Below are 23,018 nucleotides of genomic sequence, written 5' to 3' on the forward strand. Positions count from 1 at the left end.
AAGCAGTTAAGTGACGGATTTTCATAGATTTGATTAAGGTTTTGTTTCTGTAGCACGAATTTTGCGATTAAGCGTGATGAGCAATACAAAACTCTTGGGAAATGAAGAGGAACTGTGTATAAGTGCTTTATTAAACGTAGAGAGAGACAGTTATGAAATTAGATAAAATCGAAAACAAAAATCGCCGCCTTCGTAAGAAATTATACCTAGGTGAATTCGCGATTCTGGGTTTTGAAGTAAGCTGCAAGACATCGATTGCTGATTTTGACCAATACGATGTATTCATTGATGAGTTCATCGACTTCATCGATAGCATCGGTCTGTGCTTTGGTGGCGGTGGCCTTGAGTTGTTTGAAGGTTTCCTATGCTCTATTGAGCGTTACCGTTCAGTAACAGAAGCAGAGCAACTGCAAGTTGCACAATGGCTTGAAGCTCGCGCTGAAGTAAGCAAAGTTGAAGTTAGCGAACTTATTGACGCAAACTACGCATTCTAAATTGATGTTGTGCTGTTAGCTCAACCTAGAGGCCTATTACGGCTTTTCGAATGAGCAACAACATGCCAGAACAAAGGCCGAATCGGTATATCGATTCGGCCTTTTTGCGTTTGTCATATCCCATTTTTCTTCACACTCTGCTCTTTTATAGCTTCATAGGAAGTTAGTGAAACTATGGTTTTCGAATAAATATCAGCGCTTTACTGTTACTTTTCTTGGTTGGAATAAGTTTGGATAAACTTGTGAGACTTTTATGAGAATTCAATGAAGTTGCTGATAGATTTGATCGCCATTCTTAGAGTCAAGAACACCACAGTTCGTTCTGACAAAGGTAACGGTATATCGCTGTTATTCGTTTTGTTGGCAACGATAGGACTCAATAAAGGATGGAATCAAAATGAATAAACGAACTCAAATCAGCTTAGTGGTTAGCTCTGCTATGTTGGCCTTTGGTACCGCTCAGGTTCAAGCTGCACAGCTAGAGGTGACGGTGACGAATGCTACGAAAGGAATCTACTTCACACCGATCTTAGCCGCAGCGCATGACTCTAACTTGTTCATGTTTAGAACCGGTGAAACTGCTTCAGCAGAATTGGAATCGATGGCGGAAGGTGGAGACATCTCTGGCCTGTCGAGTTTAATCGCCAATGCGGGTGGTGTGGTTGTCGAAAACCCAGCTAGCGGAATACTAAATCCTGGAGTGGCGACCACCTTTGATATCGATACTGGTGATTTGGCTTACTTGTCATTAGGCGCGATGTTACTGCCAACCAACGATGGTTTTGTTGGGCTAGATAGTTGGAAGATCCCAACCCAAGCCGGTACCTATAAGGCAAACCTAAACAGCTACGATGCAGGTACGGAACCGAATGATGAGTTAGCTGCTAGCATGCCTAATCCGCCGTTTATAACCTTTGGCGCTGGTGGTACGGGCGTAGAAACCGCGCTTTCAAATACCAAGGTTCATGTTCACCCTGGCAACCTTGGTGACAGTGATCCGGTTGCCGGTACAAGTGACCTCGATAGTAGCAGCCATCGCTGGTTAAACCCTGTTGCAACTATCACCATCGTTGTGAAGTAAGGGGGATGTATGAAAGCTAGAATATTGTTTATCGCGGCTTCTGTCGCCCTGTTGGCTGGTTGTCCGGATGATGACGATGATTATTATCGTTACGATGTCACTGTTACTAACCTAACGCCTAATCAACCTATGTCACCTCTTGCGGTACTTACTCACAATACGAATTTTGACTTGTTTGAAGTTGGTCAGAGTGCCTCTGTGGATCTTGAATACTTAGCAGAAGGCGGAAGCAACTCTCAACTGCTTGCTTTGAGTGATAGCGACGATAATGTTTACCAAGGCATTTCAGGAAATGGGCTGATCTTGTCGGGTGAAAATGACACGCTCTCCATCCGAGTTGATCCTGCTTTAGAGGGGTATCTTTCTGTTGCTTCGATGTTGGTGAATACCAATGATGCGTTTGTGGGTGAATCAGGCTTATCGCTTAAGTCGTTAGCAGTCGGCGATACCTTCACCATGAACATGAATGTGTGGGATTCGGGAACGGAGTTAAATGATGAGCTTGCAGCAACCATTCCGGGCCCTGCAGGCGGTGGTGAGGGCTTTAATAGCGTAAGAAATGACAATGATGTGGTGAGCTTCCACTCTGGCGTCGTCAGTCAAGATGATGGTTTAACAACCTCTGCTCTAAGTGCTAATCATCGCTTCCTTAATCCCGGTGCGAGAATCACCATTACTAGAACTGAATGATTGGGTTAAGCGTGAAATGAAAGAATTCCTGCTCTGTTCCGGTCAATTGAAAGGTGGGTAGACTCCGAATAGAGCAGGGATCATGAATAGTGCTGCGGTAAATTTGATGGCAAACATATTATTGGTTGAAGACGACGATGATTTAGCGGAACTGGTGCAAATGCATCTCAAGTTCCAAGGTCATCATGTCGAAAGAGCCAATACGATTGAAAAAGCGCAGGCTCTATATCTGGATGGTCAGTTTGATTTAGTCGTCCTCGATCGAGGTTTACCTGATGGTGATGGGCTCGACTTTTGTCGGATGATCCGTCAGCAAGAAGATTGGACTCCCGTGTTGATGCTCACAGCAAGAGACGCTGAACTGGATAAAGTCTCGGGTTTAGAAGCCGGTGTCGATGATTACATCACCAAGCCATTCAGTGTGCTCGAGTTTCAAGCTCGTGTCCGTAATGTCTTACGTCGGGTTAATCATACAGAAGCCACAACCAAAGAGGCTCCAACAACGGAATCTGTGATGAGTTTTGGTGGCCTTACCATTCAACCGGAGCGTCATCAGGTTTCTTTAAACAACCAAGATGTCTTGTTGACCGCGACAGAGTTTACTTTACTTCATTTCTTAGCCACCCGTCCGGGTCGAGTGTATAGCAAAGATGAGCTGCTTGATCATGTATGGCACACCAACCATTCAGGCTACCACCACACCGTTTGTAGCACCGTCAATCGCTTGCGAACCAAGCTTGCTATGCCAAATAGCGATGATGACTTCATCAAGACTGTTTGGGGTGTTGGGTATAAGTTTGAATCGAAGGCTTAGGGTTTGATTCTCGCTTTTTAAGTTCATTAATAGAAACAGAATTCATTAGGGAGTAAGTATGAGTTTTAAGTCGCGCTTAGTGTTGTTTACCAGCTTGTGGTTTCTATTGGTGAGTGTGGTCATCGCCTACACCTATCATTGGCAAAAAGAGACTATTGAGCAACGAACAAAACAGAGCTTACACAAAGAGCTCGCGGTTCACATGCGCGATGATAACCCTCTAATGATAGGCACTGACTACAACCCGAAAGCCCTCAAATCTATCTTTCATACCTTAATGTTGATAGGGCCAGATTTTGACATCTACTTTCTCGACAGTCAGGGCAATATCACCACGCACGCTGCGCCTGAAGGAACTAAACTTGCAAGCCAAATTGATTTAGCGCCGATTAAACAGTTTCTAAATGATGAGCCTTATCCTATTTTGGGAGAAGACCCGATCAACCCAGATTCTCGCAAGGTGTTTTCTGTCGCAGCGATCGAAGAGTTAGGATCTACGGTTGGGTATCTTTATGTGCTCATTGGCAGTAATCGACATACTGTGATTGCCAACTCGCAAGTAGACACGCCTTATATCGCACTGGCTGGCCTGATGTTGGTCTCTATTTTGGGTTTTGCCATAGGGGCTTATCTATTGGTTAAACGCAGCTTGTTGAACCCGATAGAAGCTGTAACCGATAAGTTGCAACAGCAAGCCGAACAAGATTTCCGTTTAGAACCTAATTTCACACACCAAGTACCAGAACTGGTGCCAATTGCGCGTTCTTATCAGTTGATGGCAAAACACATTCAACAACAATTCCTGCAACTGGAATACCAGTCATCGCATCGTAGGCAGAGCCTATTGCAGTTAAGTCATGATCTTAAAACACCACTATCGAGTGTGTTGGGTTATCTAGAAACGTGGAAGATTCAAAATCCACAATCGGATCCGTTGATCGATGTGGCCTACCGCAATGGCAATAAGCTATCAGATCAGCTTCATTCGCTGTTAGACAGTGCCAAGCATGATAATCCTGTTCCCACGTATCAATACGCTTCGATCGATTTGAATGCGTTGATGAGTGAGTGTTTGGATACAATACGAAGCAAATATCTTCATAAAAATGTTCAGCTTAACGTCAACATGCCTGATGAAATAAAGGCAGTAGGGGATAGTGATTTACTTGAGCGATTGGTTTTAAACTTGCTAGATAATGCGTTGAGGCACAGCCCTAGTGGGACGACAGTGTCTTTGAGTGTTGGTTTAGAGTCGGATGCAAAACGAGTCAAGGTCGTGATCCATAATGAGATTGAGCAGGAAGCGCCAAACGGGTCATTGGGTATCGGCACCAAAATCGCTCAGTCGATACTAATGCTGCATCACAGTGTGTTAGAGACGACCAAGGCAGAGAACTCATTTCAGCAAAGCTTCTATTTGCCGTCGATATAGCGTTGTTTGCGTTCGATTTAGTTCTACTAGGATTAGCTTAGGGCATAGACGAGTTGTTCACTGAGGCTCGAACAACTCGTTGAGAAGCTATTAAGTTGAAGAGGCTTTAAGCGTCTTCATTTCCTTCTTCGTTGCTTTCTTCGTTGCCTTCATTCACTTTCGCGTAGAAATGAAGAAGCTCTGTCAGCTCTTTTACCCAACCAAATGCTTCTGTCGGTGCTTTTACCAAAATCTTCTCTACCTTCTCACAATGAGTTTCAAGGTCGATGGCTTGCTCAAGGTTGAACGACATCGCATAGAAGTGCCAAAGTAATAGACGTGTCATGCGCTCGATGTTTTGTTTCGAGTTATCTGACTCACTAAATGCTAGGTTCACTTCACTCAGTGCGATTGCAGTCATTCGTAGCATCGCGTCAAACTTCGCTGATTGCATGCGCTCTTCACTGGTGACTTCTTCCTGCTCAAAAGTAAACAACTCCGTCATCGCATCTTCCGGGACAAGACGATGGATCATTCTTAAACTAAATTCTTCTAGTTCTTCACGAGGCATGGTGTTTAAGCAAGTTAAAGTGTAATCGCGTTGCATAGCGTTCTCTTGGATGAGCAAAAAGGTCGGACAGTTTAATGGAGAAGTGAGCTTAGAAAAAGCAGATTCTAGTTAGTGCCGGTTTAGAGGGGCGATTAACTGACGTTTTCAATCAATTGAGCTTTGTTTGCCTGAGTCCTAGCGAAATGAACTCATAAAGGGTTCATTTCGCTAAACTAAGCGTATTAAACCCTTTTGTGAGTCGGCGGTCGATACTGCATAGACTGGTCGTCTTTCATAAAGATGTTGCTCGCTACTAAACTGCCGATACAAATCGAACCAAGTGCAATCCAAGTCACGGTGTCTGGTATTTCGTTAAACAGTGGAATAGCCAACAATGTCGCGATGGCCGGAGTCGCACTGCCGAATGCGGCTGAACGCTCTGCCCCTAGGGTGTTAACCGCATAAAGGTAAGTGAACGCCGCTATTAAACCAGCACCGACGCCTTGTACCGCTGAGTGTATTGATAGCTCCGCTATTGGCCATTGTGCTATTGGCGTGACCATAAGATGGCTAGGCAATGTTCCTGTTAAGATCAAAAATAGCAATAACAGGGTCGACGACAAGGAAATAAACCCTGCACTGATTAGCGCGTTAAGGTTTGCAACACGAGCCGAAATGGTAAAGGTTGCCCACATTAAACTTGCACACAGGAATAGCAGGTGGCCTTTTGTGTATTCAAAGTTGAAATCACTGAGGCTACTCCCTAAGAACAGTAAGATCCCCAATAGGACTAAGCTGAGCCCAGCAATACGGTGTCGACTGAGTGGTTGTTTGAAAAAAAGTACCGCAATACCCGTCACAAAGAGAGGCAACGTGCCCGGTACGAGAGCACTGCCATGCGAAACCGGTACAAAGTGCATCGCGGTACCGGTGACTAATAAATAGGGGAGGCCACTGCCAGCAAACATGCCTGCGAGGTAGCGCTTGGGGACTGAAGAGATAGCATTGCGCGCTTTCCATACTAAAGGAAATAAAACTAAGGCAGGAATGAGAAATCGGGTGAGTGCAATATCTGCGGGTGTCAGAGCTGAGTTTGCGCCTCCTTTTAGGGAGAGAAAAAAGCTTGCCCAGATGAGCAGAGTAATCACGATAGATAAGTAGCCAAGATTCATAGTAAACAAGGAAAATGGATGGTGCTTAATTATGAATTAAGACTTATGCCACAAGTTGGCAAGTTTTGACCTTATTTGAGTTTAGCTTGATGATTTTTGCTAATATTTATTAGAATATTAACTCATTCCACTCAATTTGATTTTCTCACCAACTAAGGTTTCGCGTTTTCTATGGACAGAATTGACAGACATCTACTCGAATTGCTGCAAAAAGACGGCAGATTAACGACCGCTGAATTAGCGGACGAAGTGGGTTTATCACCTTCGCCGTGTGCAAGGCGCATTAAAAGGCTGGAAGAAAAAGGGATCATCGACGGCTATCGCGTCAGTCTATCGCGAGAACAAGTCGGAATCGCAATGAGTGTCTTCGTTGAGGTGAGTCTAAACAACCACCAAGAAGTGTCGATCGATAAATTTGAAGGCGCTATCGTCGAAATGGAAGAAGTGATCAGTTGCCACGTGGTATCTGGCGCTTATGATTATCTGTTAGAAGTGGTCAGCCCAAATCTTATGGCCTATGAGGCGTTTACAAGAAAGCTGCAACGGCTTTCAAACGTAAAGGACATCCATACGCATCTCGCGATTAGACAAGTGAAAGGTAATGCACCACTGCCTGTCTATGTTGATTAAGATGAAAGGGTTGCGATTACACATTGAGGTTGATCAGTGAGCTGAAAAAGCAAAGATCTACTGCTGATAAAAAAGTCACAAATAAAACTAGACTAGGCTCGACGGCTTAAGAGAGTAGACATAAAAAACGGAGCACCTTGTGAAAGGTACTCCGTATGTATAGGTGCAAAATCAGTGATATTTAAAGTTAGAGATTGAACAATCTCCGGTTTTTACATTAATTCTGAATGAAAAAGCATGTGAATGGTAATCCACACCGTCATTCCAAATTGTCTCTCCAAATATCTTACATAGCTCTAGCTCACTTACTGAACCGAACTCTTCCATGTGTTTAGCGACAGATAAAAGTTTACCTCTTATCTCTGCAGTCCCTTCCGTGTTACTCAAGCAGTTGAAAGCCATAGTCTTTTGCATATTACCTAGCCAAAATGTTTCTTGTTATTAAGTTATATGAAGATTCATGATAACAATTTTCTGGCGTTTGTAAATCTATTTTGTGATGAATATCTCACATATTTGCTTGCATTGGTCGGAAAGTAAACTTTATTGTTGATAGTTACCACATTAACTTTACAAGCTATTGATAAAGCTTTGATTAACGATTTTTCTGAATATTTTTACAGGAGAGTAGTCCGTTATGACGAGAAATCCAGTCGATGAGCAGAGAAAGTCGAGTGTGGGTTTCAGTTTGAAGCATCGTTTATTGGTGCTTTTGTATGACGTGCTTCATCTATCATATTGGCTTCCTTACGATACTTTGACGACAGCTGACGGAATTTATCGCTGAGTGTATGGAGATCTTTGGAGAGCGATTGTGAACTTGTCACATGCGATTGTGCGCTTTCAGATTGGCGCGGTAGCTTTGCCTTAGCACAGTGCTGAGCAACGGCTTGCCATGAGCGAGTGAGAGACTGAACTCCTTCTAGTTCACTAGAGACGACGTATGCCTGTTTTAACAAAACTTCAGAGACATCATAAGCAGTATTCATATGACTATTGAGCTGCACATTAAACCTTTCTTCATACTTCGCCCAAAGCTCAATGATCTGTGTTTCGTTGAAGTGTTTAGATAGCAGTGTTTGTGATTCATAGGTTGAGAGAACTTGGTTGAATTCTTTGGTGTATTGGTTGTAGCGGCCTTCAAATACGAGTTGGCGATCCAACAGTGTTTGCCAGTTTTCACGATCGCAATGGCTTGCGACCGCGACATTGGCAATCAAAGGTATACTCATAATGATAACCTTTACCCAAAAACGCATGACTTTCCTCTAGTTACCGTGCTCTCAATAGAGAGTATAGATGAGTGGCAGCATGAGTTGATGTACACTTCATGTATACCTAAAACGGAAGAGCTGGTGGATTTGATGAAAAAAGCGCTGATCGCTTTACTTGTATTGTTAATATTGGGCGGAGGAGGAGCGGCGTACTACTTCTTTGTTATGAAAAAGGCCCCAACACCAGCAGAGAAAACCGAAGAGTCCGTTGAAGAAGTTACTCAGCCTGAAGCTGATTTAAAACCGGTTATGGAGCTTAAACCTGAGCCAGAACAGACAGAGTTCTATGTTTTGGATAGAAAGCTTGAAGTGGTAGAACAGCCGGAAATTGATGGCTTGATAACCGATTACCTCTACAAAGGTGAAAAAGTCGAAGTACTTGAAAAACAAGGTGAGTGGGCTCGTATCTCAGATTACATCGTTCTAAAAGAAGGCGGGCCACAGACAGCCGAATGGGTTTCGATGTCTGGCCTATCTAATGATGAAGTGATTATTTCCGAGAAAGAAAGCATAGAGATATTGGATTCATATCTGGTTAAATCCGACGATCTTAAGATCCATAAAGAGAAGTTCCGCAATACGGTTGCAGAGCTGATCTCTGATGGTGAATGTGACCCAAGTGACTTCGAGGAATTAGGTGGTTGGGTGAAATCGGTGAAGTACAGTGACCGAGATGTCTATTTTATTTATTGCGGCGGACTATCGCTTGAAAATAAAATTTATTTAGATGTAAATACAAATGAAATATTTACTAAGTAGGATCCACTTCGCTATTAATATCAGATATGTTAATAGCGATTAGCCTTTCTATTTATTGATTTATATCGAAAGCCCACTCTCTTGAGAGTGGGCTTTTTTATTGCCTATGCACTTTTACTCATCGAGTCAGAATGTTAGCTAGTGTGACTTTAATATTTAATTATATTGAATTTTATATAGAAATACCTCGATAGATTTATTAATAGGAAATAGCAATCTCTATATTATTCCTACGATCGATTGTTTACTTTTTCAATATTGCATTCTCATTGAAACACGTTAAGTCGTGTCATTTTATTTAAAGTAAACAAAGGCTTATCGGTTTGGTGGTATAATTGAAGTTAAATAAAGCCTATTAATATCAGTCATTTACTGTAGTTTACATAATCGCAACATTTCATGGATTTTGGGAGGTAAGTCAGATTTTTAGCCATAACATGAAAATATTTTTTATTTGTAATAATACTTTTTGATTTTGAGATGTAGGGTTTAATTAAAGCAAAACGTAAAGTTTAATTATCGACTAAGACATTATCTTATTAACATCATTGTTATTTAATTGCTTGTAAGGGATGGAAACATTAATGAAAAAGCTTGCTTTAATTACAGGATCGAAAGGCGGTATCGGCTCAGCAATTTCTTCTAAATTAGTCGCGGATGGCTATCGTGTTATCGCGACCTATTTTACTGGGAATTACCAGTGCGCACTAGATTGGTTTAACGAAAAACAATTTACTGAAGATCAAGTGAGATTGTTTGAATTAGATGTCACCAACACCGCTGAATGTGCACAGAGCTTAAGCAAGTTGTTAGAAGAAGAAGGCACGGTGGATGTTTTGGTTAACAACGCGGGTATTACTCGTGACAGCGTCTTCAAAAAGATGAATGCCGAAGCTTGGAAAGAGGTGATTGAGACTAACCTCAACAGCCTTTTCAATGTGACACAGCCTCTGTTTGCTCCGATGTGTGAAAAGGGCAACTGCCGAGTCATCAACATTTCTTCAGTGAACGGTCTTAAAGGTCAGTTCGGACAGACCAATTATTCCGCAGCAAAGGCAGGAATGATTGGTTTTTCGAAAGCACTGGCTGCTGAAGGTGCGAGAAGTGGTGTGACAGTAAACGTGGTTGCCCCTGGTTATACCGGCACGCCTATGGTTGAGCAAATGAAGCCTGAAGTCCTTGATTCGATTAAAAACCAAATCCCAATGAAACGTTTAGCGACGCCTGTAGAAATTGCAGACGCAGTGGGCTTTTTAGCGAGTGAATCTGGTGCGTACATTACAGGCGAAACACTGTCTGTGAATGGCGGCTTGTACATGCACTAATAAGTGAAACTTAAAGGGATTGAATGATGGAAAAGGTATTTATTGTTGCTGCAAAGCGCACACCTATTGGTGCATTTACAGGGTCGTTAAAAAACATCACTGCCGGTGAACTAGCGGGCGTCGCAATTAAAGGGGCGTTGGAGTCTGCAGATGTTCCATTAAACGTGATTGACGAAGTGATAGTTGGGAACGTGATTTCAGCGGGACAAGGAATGGGCGTTGCTCGTCAAGCTTCTCTTTACGCTGGCCTTGCTGAAGAAGTCCCGGCTTATGGCGTCAACATGATCTGCGGCAGCGGTATGAAATCGGTGATGGACGCGGCGGCTCACATTAAAGCAAAAGACGCTGAAGTCGTTGTTGCAGCGGGTGTTGAGGTGATGTCTCAGATTCCTTTTATTGTGCCACCGAATATTCGCAATGGTCACAAGATGGGTGACATCTCAATGAAAGACTTGCTGGTGGGTGATGGGTTAACAGACGCGTTCAATCATTATCACATGGGGATGACGGCTGAAAACATCGCCAACGCGTTAAATATTTCGCGTCTCGCACAAGATAACTACGCGTTAGAAAGCCAGCAGAAAGCGGTAGCCGCAATCGAAGCGGGTAAATTCAAAGGACAAATAGTCCCTGTAGAAATTAAACAGCGCAAACAAACGCTGACGTTCGATACTGATGAATACCCTAAGTCTGATGCGACGTTTGATGGCTTGCAAAAGCTCCGTCCGGCATTCGACCGAGAAGGAACTGTTACCGCTGGAAATGCGTCAGGCATCAATGATGGCGCAAGTGCCATTATCTTAGCGTCTGAATCTGCGGTCGTGAAATACGGCCTGACACCACTGGTCGAGCTGAGTAGCTACGCGCAATCTGGTTTAGACCCGAAAATTATGGGGTTAGGTCCAGTAGAAGCAGTATCTAAAGTGTTAGACAAAGCGGACTTAACTTTAGAAGAAGTTGAGCTATTTGAGCTAAATGAAGCGTTCGCTGCGCAGGCTTTAGGCGTGATGTACCAGTTGTCTGAACAACATGATCTGCCGCTCGAAGCGTTCAAATCTAAAGTCAATGTCAACGGTGGCGCTATTGCACTTGGTCATCCTTTAGGGGCATCAGGTAACCGAATTATTGTTTCACTCATCCACGAAATGATCGAGCAACATACCAATTATGGTGTTGCTTCGCTTTGTGTGGGCGGGGGAATGGGAACCGCTGTTTTGCTGAAAGGTATCGAGGGTTAGATCCCGAAGTGCCATAGACAAGCCAAATTGGTTTTTAAAGCTATTTTCTTATTTAACTATTTCTTTATTAAGCTATTTCTTCACTAACTATGTATTCACCAGGAGTTACTTATGTACACGGATATTTTCAAAACAATCACAGACCAAACTGAAAAGCAGTTCGAACCGTACTTGAAATTCAATAAGTTGGTTGCAAAGAACGTTCAAACAATGACTGAACTTCAAATGAATGCGTTGCAGACTTATACCGATATGGGTCTTGCACAAATGAAAGCAGTAAGTGAAATCAAAGACGTAAATAGTCTTACAGCTTTTAACGGCCAGCAACTAACGGCACTTACTCAATTGTCTCAACAGATGATGAGTGATAGCTCAAAAATGCAAGCTGCTGCAAAAGAGTTCAAAGAAGATGTTGAAACACTAACAACTGAAAACTTGAAAACAGTTACACCTGCATAAAATTAGTCGCCATCGAGTTGGTACAGGTTGACCTGTGCCGCTTGGTGGCGATTTTCCGATTATTGGAGTCATGTTATGTTTCAACACTTCTTTTCGGACTACCTTGTTAAGCTTCAACAAACGAACCAGCAATGGTGGGAAAATTTTGAACAAAACAAGGAAGCCGCGCAATCTCCCCTAAATAAAGCGATGCAAGAATTGAATTTTGATGATGCATCGAAAATTTTTGAGCAAGCCGCAAACCAACCAGCCGTTCTACTTCAGCTGCAATCCCAATGGTGGGAACAGCAACTGAAAATCTGGCAAAACGCAGCACTGATGGGTAACACCGAGAGCGTTATCGCTGAAGATCGAGGCGACAAGCGTTTTATCGATGATGCATGGAAGAACGACCCTTTCTATAGCTTCATCAAGCAATCTTACTTGCTGTTTAGTAAAAGCTATATCGATACCATCAACTCGATTGAGGGCATTGACGAGAAAACCAAAGAGCGTGTTGCGTTCTTTTCACGTCAGGCAATCAATGCAATGTCCCCAAGCAACTTTATCGCGACCAATCCAGAGCTGATGAAACTGACTCTTGAGAGAAATGGCGAGAACCTTCTTGATGGGTTAGAGCAGTTGCAAGCGGACGTGGAAGCGAGTGCCGACATCCTTAAGATCCGCATGACCAACAATAATGCATTCCGATTGGGTGTGGATGTTGCGAATACAGAAGGTGATGTTGTCTTTCAAAATGATTTGTTTGAATTGATTCAGTATCACCCGAAGACACCACAAGTCAATGCGACACCATTGTTGATCGTTCCGCCGTTTATCAATAAGTACTACATTCTCGACCTTCGTGAAAAGAACTCGATGGTGCGTTGGTTGCTTGAGCAAGGGCATAGCGTATTTATGATGTCTTGGCGCAATCCGGGTGAAGCGCAGAAAGACCAAGAATTCGGTGACTATGTCACGGAAGGGGTTGTTAAGGCGGTTACCGCTATTGAAGACATTACAGGTAAAGAGCAAATCAACGCGGCAGGTTACTGCATTGGTGGTACGGTACTCGCTTCTACGGTGGCTTACTATGCAGCTAAGCGTATGAAGAAGCGCATCAAAACGGCAACCTTCTTTACCTCGTTATTAGATTTCTCTCAGCCGGGTGAGGTTGGGGCGTACATCAATGAGACGATAATCGACGCGATTGAGAAACAGAACGACGCGAAAGGTTACATGGATGGTCGCTCGTTGAGCGTGACGTTCAGTTTGCTTCGAGAGAACAGCTTGTACTGGAACTATTACATTGATAACTACCTCAAAGGCAGCAGCCCGATGGAGTTCGATCTGTTGTACTGGAACAGTGATAGCACTAACGTGGCGGCTAAATGCCATAACTTCTTGCTGCGAGAGCTCTACCTTGAAAACAAACTGGTTCAAGACAAAGGCGTGAAAGTAGGCGGTGTTTGGATTGATTTGAATAAGATCAAAATTCCTAGCTACTTTATCTCGGCCAAAGAAGACCATATTGCTTTGTGGCAAGGGACTTACCGTGGAGCATTGAACACGGGTGGCAACAAAACGTTTGTTCTGGGTGAGTCGGGTCATATCGCAGGTATTGTTAACCATCCAGAGAAAAAGAAATACGGCTACTGGTTGAACGATAACCTAGACGACTCTGCGGATGAATGGCTAAACAACGCAAGCCATAATGAAGGGTCATGGTGGACACACTGGGATCAATGGTTACAAGGCTTTGAAGCTGACGAGAAAATCGAACCTTTCAATCAAGGTTCAGAGCTTCACCCTGTGATTGGTAAGGCACCGGGTAACTATGTAAAACAGGTGCTGCCGATTGTTGATAAGGAAGCTGTCGATAAAGAGAACGTCGATCCAGAAGCTTCAGAAAATCAAGCTTAACGTTTTGCCTCTTACTTAACAGTAGAAACAGCTTAACAGTAGAAATACGAAGCACCAGACAATAAAAAAGCCACTGAATTCAGTGGCTTTTTAGTGTCAACTCATCTCAAAAATAACTGGTATAAGTTGAAGCAATTTCGATTTCTAATCGATTTCTTTGTCTTTACCCATAGATAAAATCCAAAGAGATACGGCTGCAACACCTGCGAAGCCACCAAGAATGATAACTGGCATAGCGCTGTAACCTAGGATATGCCAAATTACGTTCTCTAAAGTACTCATTCAATAGCTCCTTATTGCCAGCCTTCAACACCGTGCATGTCTGGTAGTTTATGTGCGATACCTTTGTGGCAATCTACACACGTTTTTTCGCCAGAAGCCAGTGCTGTCGAGTGCTGTTTAGCACTACGTGGGCTTTGTTCAGAGAAATCCATGTAATCGAACTGGTGACAGTTACGACACTCAAGTGAATCGTTCTTTTTCAATCGAGCCCATTCGCGTTCCGCTAGGTGAGCACGACGTGCTTTGAACTTTTCTTCAGTATTGATGGTTTTCGCAATGAAGTGTGCATACAGCTCTTTCGATGCTTGAACCTTACGAACAATCTTATCTGTCCATTCATGAGGTACGTGACAGTCTGAACAGATAGCACGAACACCAGAGCGGTTAGAGTAGTGGATTGTTTCTTGGATTTCAGCAACGATAGGTGCGTGACAGCCAGAACAGAATTCTTCCGTGTTGGTTGCCTCCATACCCGTGTTGAATGCACCCCAGAACAGAAGACCACCAGAGAATCCCAAAAATAATACAACGCCTACCGCTGCTTTACTTGGGGTCGCTAGTCTTTTCCAAAACGCTTTAAGTAATTTTATCATGTATAGCCTCTCTTACATTCCGGCTACGATTAACGCAGTGAATCTACAGGTTTGAACTCGTTCTCAACCAATGGTTTAGCATTCGCTTGAGGAACGTGACACTGTAGACAGAAGTAACGACGAGGTGAAACGTCTGCTAGTACCGCATCTTCACGGTTCATGTAGTGCGTTACGCTCACTTTAGTTGCACCCATCTCTTTTGCGTTCTTCCAGCTGTGGCAAGAAAGACATTTGTTCGCGTTAAGAGATACTTCATAGCTACGAATTGTATGAGGAACCAGTGGTGGCTGGTATACATAGTCACTCTCGAGTACTTGGTCACGAGGGAACTTTTTAAAGTCATCTGCTGGTCGAGTTGTTTCTAGTTCACTCACACCACGTAGAGACTCTACGCCACCAATGCCGCCTGGGTTATCCAGCTCAGCTTCAGCTTGAACTGCACCAGCTAGCAAAAGACCAGCTGATAGTAGGGCAGTAATCAGTTTTTTCATGTTAATTTCTCCGCCTAAAGGCTAATTCTTTGAGAGGACTACTTTTTTCAAACTTTATAGAAAGCAGTAGCCCAATATTAAATACGTAAGAACTCGGTTCTAAGTTTCTAAAATACTAATGTGTCAGTAATTCAGACGCTTAAGCTACCTTAGTGATCTTAACTGGACACTTTTTGTAGTCCGTCTGTTTAGACAGAGGATCCGTTGCATCCAAGATCAGCTTGTTGATCAGAATTCTTGCATCAAAGAATGGTACGAATACCAAGCCTTGTGGTGGACGGTTACGGCCGCGAGTTTCAACACGAACACGAACTTCACCACGCTTGTTCTCAATAAGAACTTCGTCACCACGGCGAAGGCCGCGAGCTTTAGCATCAGCAGGGTGGATGTAACAAAGTGCATCCGGTACTGCTTTGTAAAGTTCTGGTACACGACGAGTCATAGTACCTGTATGCCAATGCTCAAGAACACGACCAGTACATAGCCACATATCGTATTCATCATTTGGCACTTCTGGTGGCGCTTCGTATGGAGCATTGATGATCAGTGCTTTGCCATCTGGCTTACCGTAGAAGTCCCAGTCAGAACCCTTCTTAGCGTATGGATCAGAACCTTCTTTAAAGCGCCATAGCGTTTCTTTACCGTCAACAACAGGCCAACGTAGGCCGCGTACTTTGTGGTAAGTGTCGTATGGTGCTAAATCGTGACCATGGCCGCGACCAAAGGTTGCGTATTCTTCGAATAGACCTTTTTGTACGTAGAAACCTTGAGCTTGTGCATCGTCGTTAAGCTCTTGAGCTTCAGACAGAGGGAAAGCATCAACATTACCGTTTTTGTAAAGCACGTCGTACATCGTTTTACCGCGGTACTCAGGCGCTTTAGCAAGAAGCTCTTCGCCCCAAACTTCTTCAACAGTGAAGCGTTTAGAGAACTCCATGATTTGCCATAGGTCAGACTTAGCTTCGCCTACAGTTTTAACTTGTTGGTACCATGCTTGTGTACGACGTTCTGCGTTACCGTAAGCACCTTCTTTCTCGATCCACATTGCTGTAGGAAGGATAAGGTCAGCTGCTTGAGCTGTTGCTGTTGGGTATGGGTCTGAACAAACAATGAAGTTGTCTGGGTTACGGTAACCTGGCAGACGTTCCGTGTTGATGTTTGGACCCGCTTGCATGTTGTTGTTACACATTACCCAGTACGCATTGATCTTACCGTCTTTAAGCATACGGTCTTGAACAACGGCGTGAGCACCTGGTTTAGCTGGGATAGTGCCTTCTGGAAGTTTCCAGATCTCTTCTGAAATCTTACGGTGTTTAGGGTTAGCAACAACCATATCCGCTGGAAGACGGTGAGAGAACGTACCTACTTCACGAGCTGTACCACACGCAGATGGTTGGCCAGTTAGTGAGAATGGGCTGTTACCTGGAGTAGAAATCTTACCTGTAAGAAGGTGGATGTTGTACACAAGGCTGTTCATCCAAACGCCACGAGTATGTTGGTTCATACCCATAGTCCAAAGTGACATTACTTTGATGTTTGGATCGGCATATTGCTTAGCAAGTTTGATCAGGTCATCTTGAGAGACACCTGACATTTCAGATGCTTTTTCAACGGTGTATTCAGCAACAGACGCTTTGTACTCTTCGAAAGTGATTGCAGTCATTGCACCTGAGTTAGGGTTTGCTGCGGCTTTCTGTAGAGGATCATCATCACGAAGACCGTAACCGATGTCTGTTGTTGCTTGCTTGAAGTTCGTGTGTTTGTTCACGAAATCCCAGTTAACCGCATCGTTTTGAATGATGTAGTTAGCAATGAAGTTAGCAATCGCTAGATCTGATTGAGGTTCGAAGATGTAACCCGTGTCTGCAAGCTCGAATGAACGGTGGTAGTAAGTAGACAGTACGTTTACTTTAACGTGTGGGTGGCTTAGACGACGGTCGGTAATACGAGTCCATAGTACTGGGTGCATTTCTGCCATGTTTGAACCCCACAGTACAAATGCGTCTGCGTGTTCAAAGTCATCGTAACAACCCATTGGCTCATCGATACCGAAGGTACGCATGAATGCACCTACCGCAGAAGCCATACAGTGACGAGCGTTTGGATCGATGTTGTTTGAACGGAAGCCTGCTTTCATCAGCTTAACGGCTGCGTAGCCTTCCATTACAGTCCACTGGCCTGAACCGAACATACCAACGCCTGTTGGACCGTTCTTCTTCAGAGCTGCTTTCCATTTCTCAGCCATTACGTCGAAAGCTTGGTCCCAAGATACTGGTGTAAAGTCACCATCTTTGTGGAACTCGCCGTCTTTCATACGAAGAAGAGGCTGTTCAAGACGGTCTTTGCCGTACATGATTTTTGAAAGGAAGTAGCCTTTAATACAGTTAAGGCCTTTGTTTACAGGTGCTTCTGGATCGCCTTGAGTTGCGACCACTTTACCATTTTGAGTACCTACTAGTACTGAACAACCCGTACCGCAAAAACGACAAGGCGCTTTATCCCACGTGATTTTTGTTTGATCTGAGCTAGCAATCAGGTTGGTTGCTGTTGCTGGTAGTGTTACGCCGGCAACGGCTGCCGCTGATGCAGCCGCGTTTGCTTTCACAAACGCACGTCTTGTCATTTTCATACTTCACCCTCAAGTTGAGAATTGTTGCTTCCAGTTTCTAAATCCGTTTCGTCGAGCTCAGTCTCGATTTGGTGATAAACCAAAGCTGTCCCTAAAACGTTCTTAATGTTATTTATTGCTTCGATGGTGTCCGTTACAAAACCTTGGTTTTCGGTTTCTAGGACCACGATGATTTTGCCTTCAGGGCTGTCCCCGTAGATCTCTGCATTATCAAACTTTTCGATTTCTGCTTTGATCTCGACCAGATGCTCTGGGCTCACATGCACGACTAAACTTGATATATGCACTTCATTTAGTGCCATAAATTGCTCTCGTTATTTTTGTTTTATGCATTACTCACAAGAATAGCTGAAGTAGGGCAAACTGCTACGCAGGCTCCACAACCGTTACACTCATTTAACTCGATTTTTGGTAGAGCAACACTGCCTGCTCTAAGTTGAAATTGAATGGCCATAGGTTCACACATGTCACCACAGCTTCGGCATTCAACATTTTGTTGCGCTAAACACTTATCAGAAATACGTGCTTTTGCTTGCCAAGGCTCTCCTTGCTTTGGCTTGAAAATAGGTTCAGGACAAACATCTGCACATTGATAGCAGAACGTACATTCATCGATAGAGAAATCGACAGTAGGAAATCCACCATCGCCTACAATGATTATCTTAGTCTCACAACTCTCGATGCATTTACCGCAGCGAGTGCAGTCATCTGCAAAGCTTTCTAGGTTGTTAATCCAAGGCAAACGAATCTGGCTTGAGTCAACTTTTCGTCTTGAAAATAGACGGCGTTTTGATAGATCTACCACTAGATACCTATGGATGTTGCTAAGATGTTGTAATTGTAGGTCATTATTCTATTAATATCTTGTAATTAGTCCTCACAAGTAGTGTAGTTTTAGAAACAATTGTATAAATACCCCCTAAGGGCTAATTAGGGGCATATATTGTCTTAGATCAATAAATTACAAAGCGAGTGATCACATATTGAATGGAGCTATGATTTTTGATGTGTGACAATACGATCTTGCTGGCTACTCACCTCTCACTAGGAAGACTCTTTTGCTTATAAAACCGGTTTCATCTGTCACTAGCACAATAGCAAAATCCTTGCTGTCTATATTGCTGCTGTCGGTTGCTACAACTGGCTTTGCTATCTTTACTTTGGCGTCGAGTTTGAATGATGCAGAAGCAGTAAACGTGGCAGGTTCGATGCGTATGCAGAGCTATCGTTTGGCGCATGATATTCAAATAGAATCAGTTGATTACAATTCGCACATTTATGAATTCGAAAAGTCTCTGTATTCGCCCTCAATGGCTGAACTCGTTAGTTGGGAAGTTCCGACAGACATCACAGAAGATTACTATTTAATTATTGGCCGTTGGCACGAGCTGAAACGTGTTTTGAATAGCGAAGATCGAAAGCACTATTTGGTGTTGGTTGAAAACTTCGTGAACGAGATAGACCACTTTGTTTTCAAGCTTCAAGAGTTTTCAGAATATAAGCTGATTAAATTAGCGTGGGCTGGTGGCGTAGGGCTAGGTGGTATTCTCGTCATATCTCTTTTTGTTGTTCACTTCGTACGTAAACAAGTTGTTAAACCTCTCCATGCGTTAGTTGGAGCAAGTCAGCGAATAAAGAACAGTGATTTCGAGGTTCAGTTGGAAGTCACGAACAGTAATGAACTCGGTATTTTGACCAAAACGTTTAACTCAATGGCCAAAGATTTGGGTGTGCTTTATCGAAACCTCGAAGATGTCGTTGATGCCAAAACGATTGAACTGCAAAACGCTAACCAATCATTACAAGCGCTTTACTATTCTTCTCAAGAACTCACGGTAACGCGGATTGCACCTGAAAACTTTCGGGCTATCTTGCAGCACTTAGTCAGCTTAGAAGGGATTGAGTCATTAAGATTAGAGATAGTTGATAATTCAGGTCGTTCATTGATTATGGATGAGGGCTATGACTCGAACCGTGATTATGAAAAATTCGAGATGAAGCTGGATGATAACGAACTCATTTTGGGTTACTTGTATTGCTCATATCATCATGGACACTCAACCAAGACGTTAATAGAGAGCTTTATTCAACTGTTATCGCGAGCAATCTATTACAATCGCGCGCAAAAGAAAGCTGAACAGCTTATTATTATGGAAGAGCGTGCGACAATTGCCCGTGAGCTGCATGATTCCCTTGCTCAGTCACTTTCGTATCTGAAAATCCAAGTGACCTTATTGAAGCGTGTGATTGGTAAATTACCAGAGCAAAAACATCGCGAACAATCAGAGCAGATTGCTTCAGAGATAGGTAACGGTTTGGCCGATGCTTATACTCAGTTAAGAGAGTTGCTCACTACATTTAGGTTATCCATTAAAGAGGGTAACTTCGGAGATGCTTTGAGCACCATGCTTGAGCAACTCAGTGAAAGAACGGATGCCAAGATTAACTTAACCAATAATCTGTCATCTATTGAGCTTGATGCACACAGCCAAGTTCACTTGCTTCAATTGATTCGTGAAGCAACAATAAACGCAATAAAACACGCCAATGCCGACTTGATAGATGTATGCTGTATCGATGAAGATGGTGAAGTATTAGTCGTGATCAAAGATAATGGAGATGGCTTTGACCCTGGTAGTTCGAGAATGAACCACTACGGGATGAGCATTATGCAGGAGCGTGCGGCAAGACTGAATGGCGACTTAACGATTGAAGCGGCTCAAGGTGAAGGCTGTACAGTCATATTGAAATATAAAAGTTTGAAGGAAGTTAAAGTTGACGATTTGTAAAGTAATGCTGGTTGATGATCATCCATTGATGCGCCGAGGTATAAGCCAATTACTAAGCTTTGAAGATGAATTCGAAGTGATTGCAGAAGCAAGCAATGGCACTGAAGCGGTCGCCCTTGCTCACGAAGAAGAACCTGATTTGATCCTTTTGGATCTTAATATGAAAGGGATGTCTGGATTAGATACCCTAAAAGCACTTCGTACCGACGGTTCAAGCGCTAACATTGTTATTTTAACCGTATCGGATAGCCCTGCAGATATCGAAGCTATCGTAAAAGCGGGCGCTGATGGCTACTTGTTGAAAGACACCGAACCCGATGAACTCATCGAATTGCTTAAGCAAGCACACGGCGGCGATAAAGCCTACAGCAGTGTCGTTTCTCGTTACCTAAACGACGCTGACAGTCGTAATGACATTTTTGACCAACTGACGGAACGTGAAACTCAGATCCTTCAAGAAGTTGCGAAAGGGTACCGTAATAAGCAAATTGCTGATCATCTGTTTATCTCTGAATCGACAGTTAAGGTACATATGAAAAGCTTGCTGAAGAAGCTGCAAGTCCCTTCACGTACAGCAGCAACGGTTCTGTATCTAGAACGCTACGGTGAAATGAAGTAGGGCTTGTTCCTTTGAAATAAAACTATTTCAAGCCGTACTGCTCGTTTCAAATGATATTGAACATGCGACATTAAAAAAGGCGCTGAACTTATTAAGTTCAGCGCCTTTTTGTTAGGGCATTTTATATCTCAATTATCATGTCTGTTTCACTGAGAATTAAGCTGCCATTGGTACTAGAACAAGCGTACCGAAGATAACCGTGATAAGACCACAGATTACCGGTACAGAAGTACGTTTTACGACTTCAAATGGGCTGATTTTACCCATACCAGAAGTCGCTACGATTACACCAGATACTGGTGAAATTGTACGACCTAGGTTCGATGCTTGAAGCATTGGGATGATTAGGAACGCTGGGTTCAAGCCCATTTTCGCTGCCAGTGAAGGAGCAAGTTCTACGAATGCATAGAATGGCGCGTTACCAGAACCTGTCGCGATAGCAGCAGCAACCGTTAGACCTGTCAGGATAAGCATTAACGCGATACCGCCTGCGCCTGCCGATTCAGCAAGACCGATTAGGTTATCAATCGCACCGATAGACATTAGGCCTTGAGCAAATACGCCCGCCGCAACCAACAGCATTACCACGCCTTTGAATGCTTCTGCCATGCCTTGGTAGCAAGAGTCTAGATCTTCTAGCGTCTTTTCGCCGTCGAACTTCTTCACAACGTAATCGATGATAGCGCCCACGAAGATAGAGCCCACTACGATGGTATAGATATCAAGTGAAAGGCCCGGAATTGTACGGCCGTTAAATAGGAATACACCGATGATAGGTAGGAACGGCAGTGCAGCGTAGAAAGCGGGAGCCGTCGTTTCAATGTCAGAAACGTCTACTTTTTCCATTGGTGTGTTTTCTTTCTTATCCAGATACTTGTTCCAGAAGAAAGCGGCTGCAGCCATCACGATGATTGCACAAATAGAAACAGGAAGTACTGTTTGAACGGCAAATACATCAAGAGACATTCCTGATTTTTCAGCTGCAATAACCACATCACCAGATGTTGGTGAAAGAATGATTGCTGCAGGAGATGCACAAACTGCAACTGCTGCTGGGCGAGAAATACCCATTGCCGTCATCATCGGGAATAGGGTCGCCATCAATAGAACTCCAAGGCCTGTTGCAGAACTTACTGCTAGAGACATTAGACACGCTACGATGTAAGCCGCAACAAGAAGTACATAAGGTGACTTGATCGCTGCAAGTGGTTTAGAAAATTGCTTTACTACCACGTTGTTCGCGCCGATGTGAGTCATGTATGAAGCGAAACCACACAGAAGCATGATTTGCATACCTAGGCCGCCCCCGCGGTATTGAAGCATGTACTTAACGAATTCTAGTGAGTCGGTAACCATGTTACCTGTTGAAGCTACCTTAGCTGGTAAAACTGTGTGACCAATAAGGCCAGTAATAAGAAGTAGGGCAAGGCCAGCAGTTAATAATACCCCCGCTGCTTTATAGCCTTTCACAATAAAGTAACCAACAGCGATGGTAATCACTAATCCGATCAAGAGCTCTAACATAGAAATCTCCACAAAGTTTAAAAAATATAAGAAAGTGTTTCAGAATATGACAATGAATGTACAGAAAACTGCACTGTGGCACGAGGCATAGTTGAGGTTGATATGATCTAAGACAAACATTTTTTACGATGTTAATTGTGGTTGTAAATCATGCATAACTACTGTTGTTTAGATGTTAATAAACAAATTATATCGTTCGCTAGAATATAGCTTGGATCACTTTCGTTGTGCGAGGTTGCATATCAAGGGTTTGATTTATAAATTTATGATTTTTCAAGCTTAGTGGAGTAAA

At 43.3% G+C, this 23,018-nt stretch carries 24 protein-coding genes; 13 read left to right on the plus strand and 11 right to left on the minus strand.

What is annotated here, in order from left to right:
• The first annotated feature begins 152 nt into the window (after window positions 1-152).
• The 5 genes from QUF19_RS23840 (at window position 153) to QUF19_RS23860 (ending at window position 4,511) form a co-directional block, all read left to right on the plus strand.
• Window positions 153-494: a YggL 50S ribosome-binding family protein gene (locus tag QUF19_RS23840; protein ID WP_048606344.1), complete on the plus strand. Its 342-nt coding sequence runs from the start codon at window positions 153-155 to the stop codon at window positions 492-494.
• Window positions 495-891: 397 nt separating this feature from the next.
• Window positions 892-1,575 (plus strand): spondin domain-containing protein, encoded by a 684-nt coding sequence (locus QUF19_RS23845; protein WP_286300348.1) that lies wholly within the window; start codon window positions 892-894, stop codon window positions 1,573-1,575.
• 9 nt (window positions 1,576-1,584) lie between these two features.
• Complete coding sequence (locus QUF19_RS23850; protein WP_286300349.1) at window positions 1,585-2,265, plus strand: spondin domain-containing protein; 681 nt, start codon at window positions 1,585-1,587, stop codon at window positions 2,263-2,265.
• Window positions 2,266-2,347: 82 nt separating this feature from the next.
• Window positions 2,348-3,079, plus strand: coding sequence for a response regulator transcription factor (locus QUF19_RS23855; RefSeq protein WP_286300351.1), 732 nt, complete (start codon window positions 2,348-2,350; stop codon window positions 3,077-3,079).
• Window positions 3,080-3,137: 58 nt separating this feature from the next.
• Entirely contained in the window at window positions 3,138-4,511 is a 1,374-nt protein-coding gene (locus QUF19_RS23860) for a sensor histidine kinase (RefSeq protein ID WP_286300353.1), read from the plus strand.
• Between the two features lie 106 nt (window positions 4,512-4,617).
• On the opposite strand, the gene QUF19_RS23865 is transcribed toward QUF19_RS23860, so the two are convergent.
• Window positions 4,618-5,097 (minus strand): exoribonuclease R, encoded by a 480-nt coding sequence (locus tag QUF19_RS23865; protein WP_286300355.1) that lies wholly within the window; start codon window positions 5,095-5,097, stop codon window positions 4,618-4,620.
• A 185-nt stretch (window positions 5,098-5,282) separates the two neighbouring features.
• On the minus strand, window positions 5,283-6,212 hold the full coding sequence (locus QUF19_RS23870; RefSeq protein WP_286300357.1) for a DMT family transporter: 930 nt from the start codon (window positions 6,210-6,212) through the stop codon (window positions 5,283-5,285).
• Window positions 6,213-6,383: 171 nt separating this feature from the next.
• Between QUF19_RS23870 and QUF19_RS23875 the strand changes: the two genes are divergently transcribed.
• On the plus strand, window positions 6,384-6,842 hold the full coding sequence (locus QUF19_RS23875; RefSeq protein ID WP_017105870.1) for an Lrp/AsnC family transcriptional regulator: 459 nt from the start codon (window positions 6,384-6,386) through the stop codon (window positions 6,840-6,842).
• 171 nt (window positions 6,843-7,013) lie between these two features.
• Here the strand turns inward: QUF19_RS23875 and QUF19_RS23880 are convergent, their stop codons facing one another.
• Window positions 7,014-7,256, minus strand: coding sequence for a hypothetical protein (locus QUF19_RS23880; protein WP_102435739.1), 243 nt, complete (start codon window positions 7,254-7,256; stop codon window positions 7,014-7,016).
• Window positions 7,257-7,525: 269 nt separating this feature from the next.
• The gene (locus tag QUF19_RS23885) at window positions 7,526-8,101 is read right to left on the minus strand and encodes a hypothetical protein (protein ID WP_286300360.1); all 576 of its coding nucleotides are present in this window, start codon (window positions 8,099-8,101) and stop codon (window positions 7,526-7,528) included.
• A 96-nt stretch (window positions 8,102-8,197) separates the two neighbouring features.
• On the opposite strand from QUF19_RS23885, the gene QUF19_RS23890 reads away from it, so the two are divergent.
• The 5 genes from QUF19_RS23890 (at window position 8,198) to phaC (ending at window position 13,799) form a co-directional block, all read left to right on the plus strand.
• On the plus strand, window positions 8,198-8,875 hold the full coding sequence (locus QUF19_RS23890; RefSeq protein WP_286300361.1) for an SH3 domain-containing protein: 678 nt from the start codon (window positions 8,198-8,200) through the stop codon (window positions 8,873-8,875).
• A 584-nt stretch (window positions 8,876-9,459) separates the two neighbouring features.
• On the plus strand, window positions 9,460-10,200 hold the full coding sequence (locus QUF19_RS23895) for an SDR family oxidoreductase (RefSeq protein WP_286300363.1): 741 nt from the start codon (window positions 9,460-9,462) through the stop codon (window positions 10,198-10,200).
• Window positions 10,201-10,226: 26 nt separating this feature from the next.
• Complete coding sequence (locus QUF19_RS23900; RefSeq protein WP_286303297.1) at window positions 10,227-11,438, plus strand: acetyl-CoA C-acetyltransferase; 1,212 nt, start codon at window positions 10,227-10,229, stop codon at window positions 11,436-11,438.
• Between the two features lie 111 nt (window positions 11,439-11,549).
• Entirely contained in the window at window positions 11,550-11,897 is a 348-nt protein-coding gene (locus tag QUF19_RS23905; RefSeq protein ID WP_004731353.1) for a phasin family protein, read from the plus strand.
• Between the two features lie 75 nt (window positions 11,898-11,972).
• A complete protein-coding gene (gene phaC, locus QUF19_RS23910; RefSeq protein ID WP_286300366.1) occupies window positions 11,973-13,799 on the plus strand; it encodes a class I poly(R)-hydroxyalkanoic acid synthase in 1,827 nt (608 codons plus the stop codon).
• 144 nt (window positions 13,800-13,943) lie between these two features.
• Here phaC and QUF19_RS23915 read toward each other — a convergent pair whose 3' ends face one another.
• The 6 genes from QUF19_RS23915 to napF form a co-directional block, all read right to left on the minus strand.
• The gene (locus QUF19_RS23915; RefSeq protein ID WP_017097480.1) at window positions 13,944-14,081 is read right to left on the minus strand and encodes a TIGR02808 family protein; all 138 of its coding nucleotides are present in this window, start codon (window positions 14,079-14,081) and stop codon (window positions 13,944-13,946) included.
• 11 nt (window positions 14,082-14,092) lie between these two features.
• Complete coding sequence (locus QUF19_RS23920) at window positions 14,093-14,674, minus strand: NapC/NirT family cytochrome c (protein ID WP_009845456.1); 582 nt, start codon at window positions 14,672-14,674, stop codon at window positions 14,093-14,095.
• A 29-nt stretch (window positions 14,675-14,703) separates the two neighbouring features.
• Window positions 14,704-15,165, minus strand: a complete 462-nt coding sequence (locus tag QUF19_RS23925) for a nitrate reductase cytochrome c-type subunit (RefSeq protein ID WP_017088904.1) — start codon at window positions 15,163-15,165, stop codon at window positions 14,704-14,706.
• Window positions 15,166-15,304: 139 nt separating this feature from the next.
• A complete protein-coding gene (gene napA / locus QUF19_RS23930) occupies window positions 15,305-17,794 on the minus strand; it encodes a periplasmic nitrate reductase subunit alpha (protein ID WP_286300388.1) in 2,490 nt (829 codons plus the stop codon).
• A complete protein-coding gene (locus tag QUF19_RS23935) occupies window positions 17,791-18,096 on the minus strand; it encodes a chaperone NapD (RefSeq protein ID WP_102433845.1) in 306 nt (101 codons plus the stop codon). Before QUF19_RS23935 ends, napA begins: the two co-directional genes overlap by 4 nt.
• A 23-nt stretch (window positions 18,097-18,119) precedes the next feature.
• Window positions 18,120-18,599, minus strand: coding sequence for a ferredoxin-type protein NapF (gene napF / locus QUF19_RS23940; RefSeq protein ID WP_286300390.1), 480 nt, complete (start codon window positions 18,597-18,599; stop codon window positions 18,120-18,122).
• A gap of 253 nt (window positions 18,600-18,852) precedes the next feature.
• Between napF and narQ the strand changes: the two genes are divergently transcribed.
• Together narQ and QUF19_RS23950 are read left to right on the plus strand one after the other, a co-directional pair.
• Complete coding sequence (gene narQ, locus QUF19_RS23945; protein WP_102433843.1) at window positions 18,853-20,583, plus strand: nitrate/nitrite two-component system sensor histidine kinase NarQ; 1,731 nt, start codon at window positions 18,853-18,855, stop codon at window positions 20,581-20,583.
• The gene (locus QUF19_RS23950) at window positions 20,570-21,202 is read left to right on the plus strand and encodes a response regulator (protein ID WP_102433842.1); all 633 of its coding nucleotides are present in this window, start codon (window positions 20,570-20,572) and stop codon (window positions 21,200-21,202) included. Before narQ ends, QUF19_RS23950 begins: the two co-directional genes overlap by 14 nt.
• 156 nt (window positions 21,203-21,358) lie before the next feature.
• On the opposite strand, the gene dcuC is transcribed toward QUF19_RS23950, so the two are convergent.
• Window positions 21,359-22,726 carry an anaerobic C4-dicarboxylate transporter DcuC gene (dcuC, locus tag QUF19_RS23955; protein ID WP_016785306.1) on the minus strand — a complete coding sequence of 456 codons (1,368 nt, stop codon included), beginning with the start codon at window positions 22,724-22,726 and terminating at the stop codon, window positions 21,359-21,361.
• Between the last annotated feature and the right edge of the window lie 292 nt (window positions 22,727-23,018).

The organism is Vibrio sp. FE10, assembly GCF_030297155.1.
GTDB classification, from domain to species: Bacteria; Pseudomonadota; Gammaproteobacteria; order Enterobacterales; family Vibrionaceae; genus Vibrio; species Vibrio apostichopi.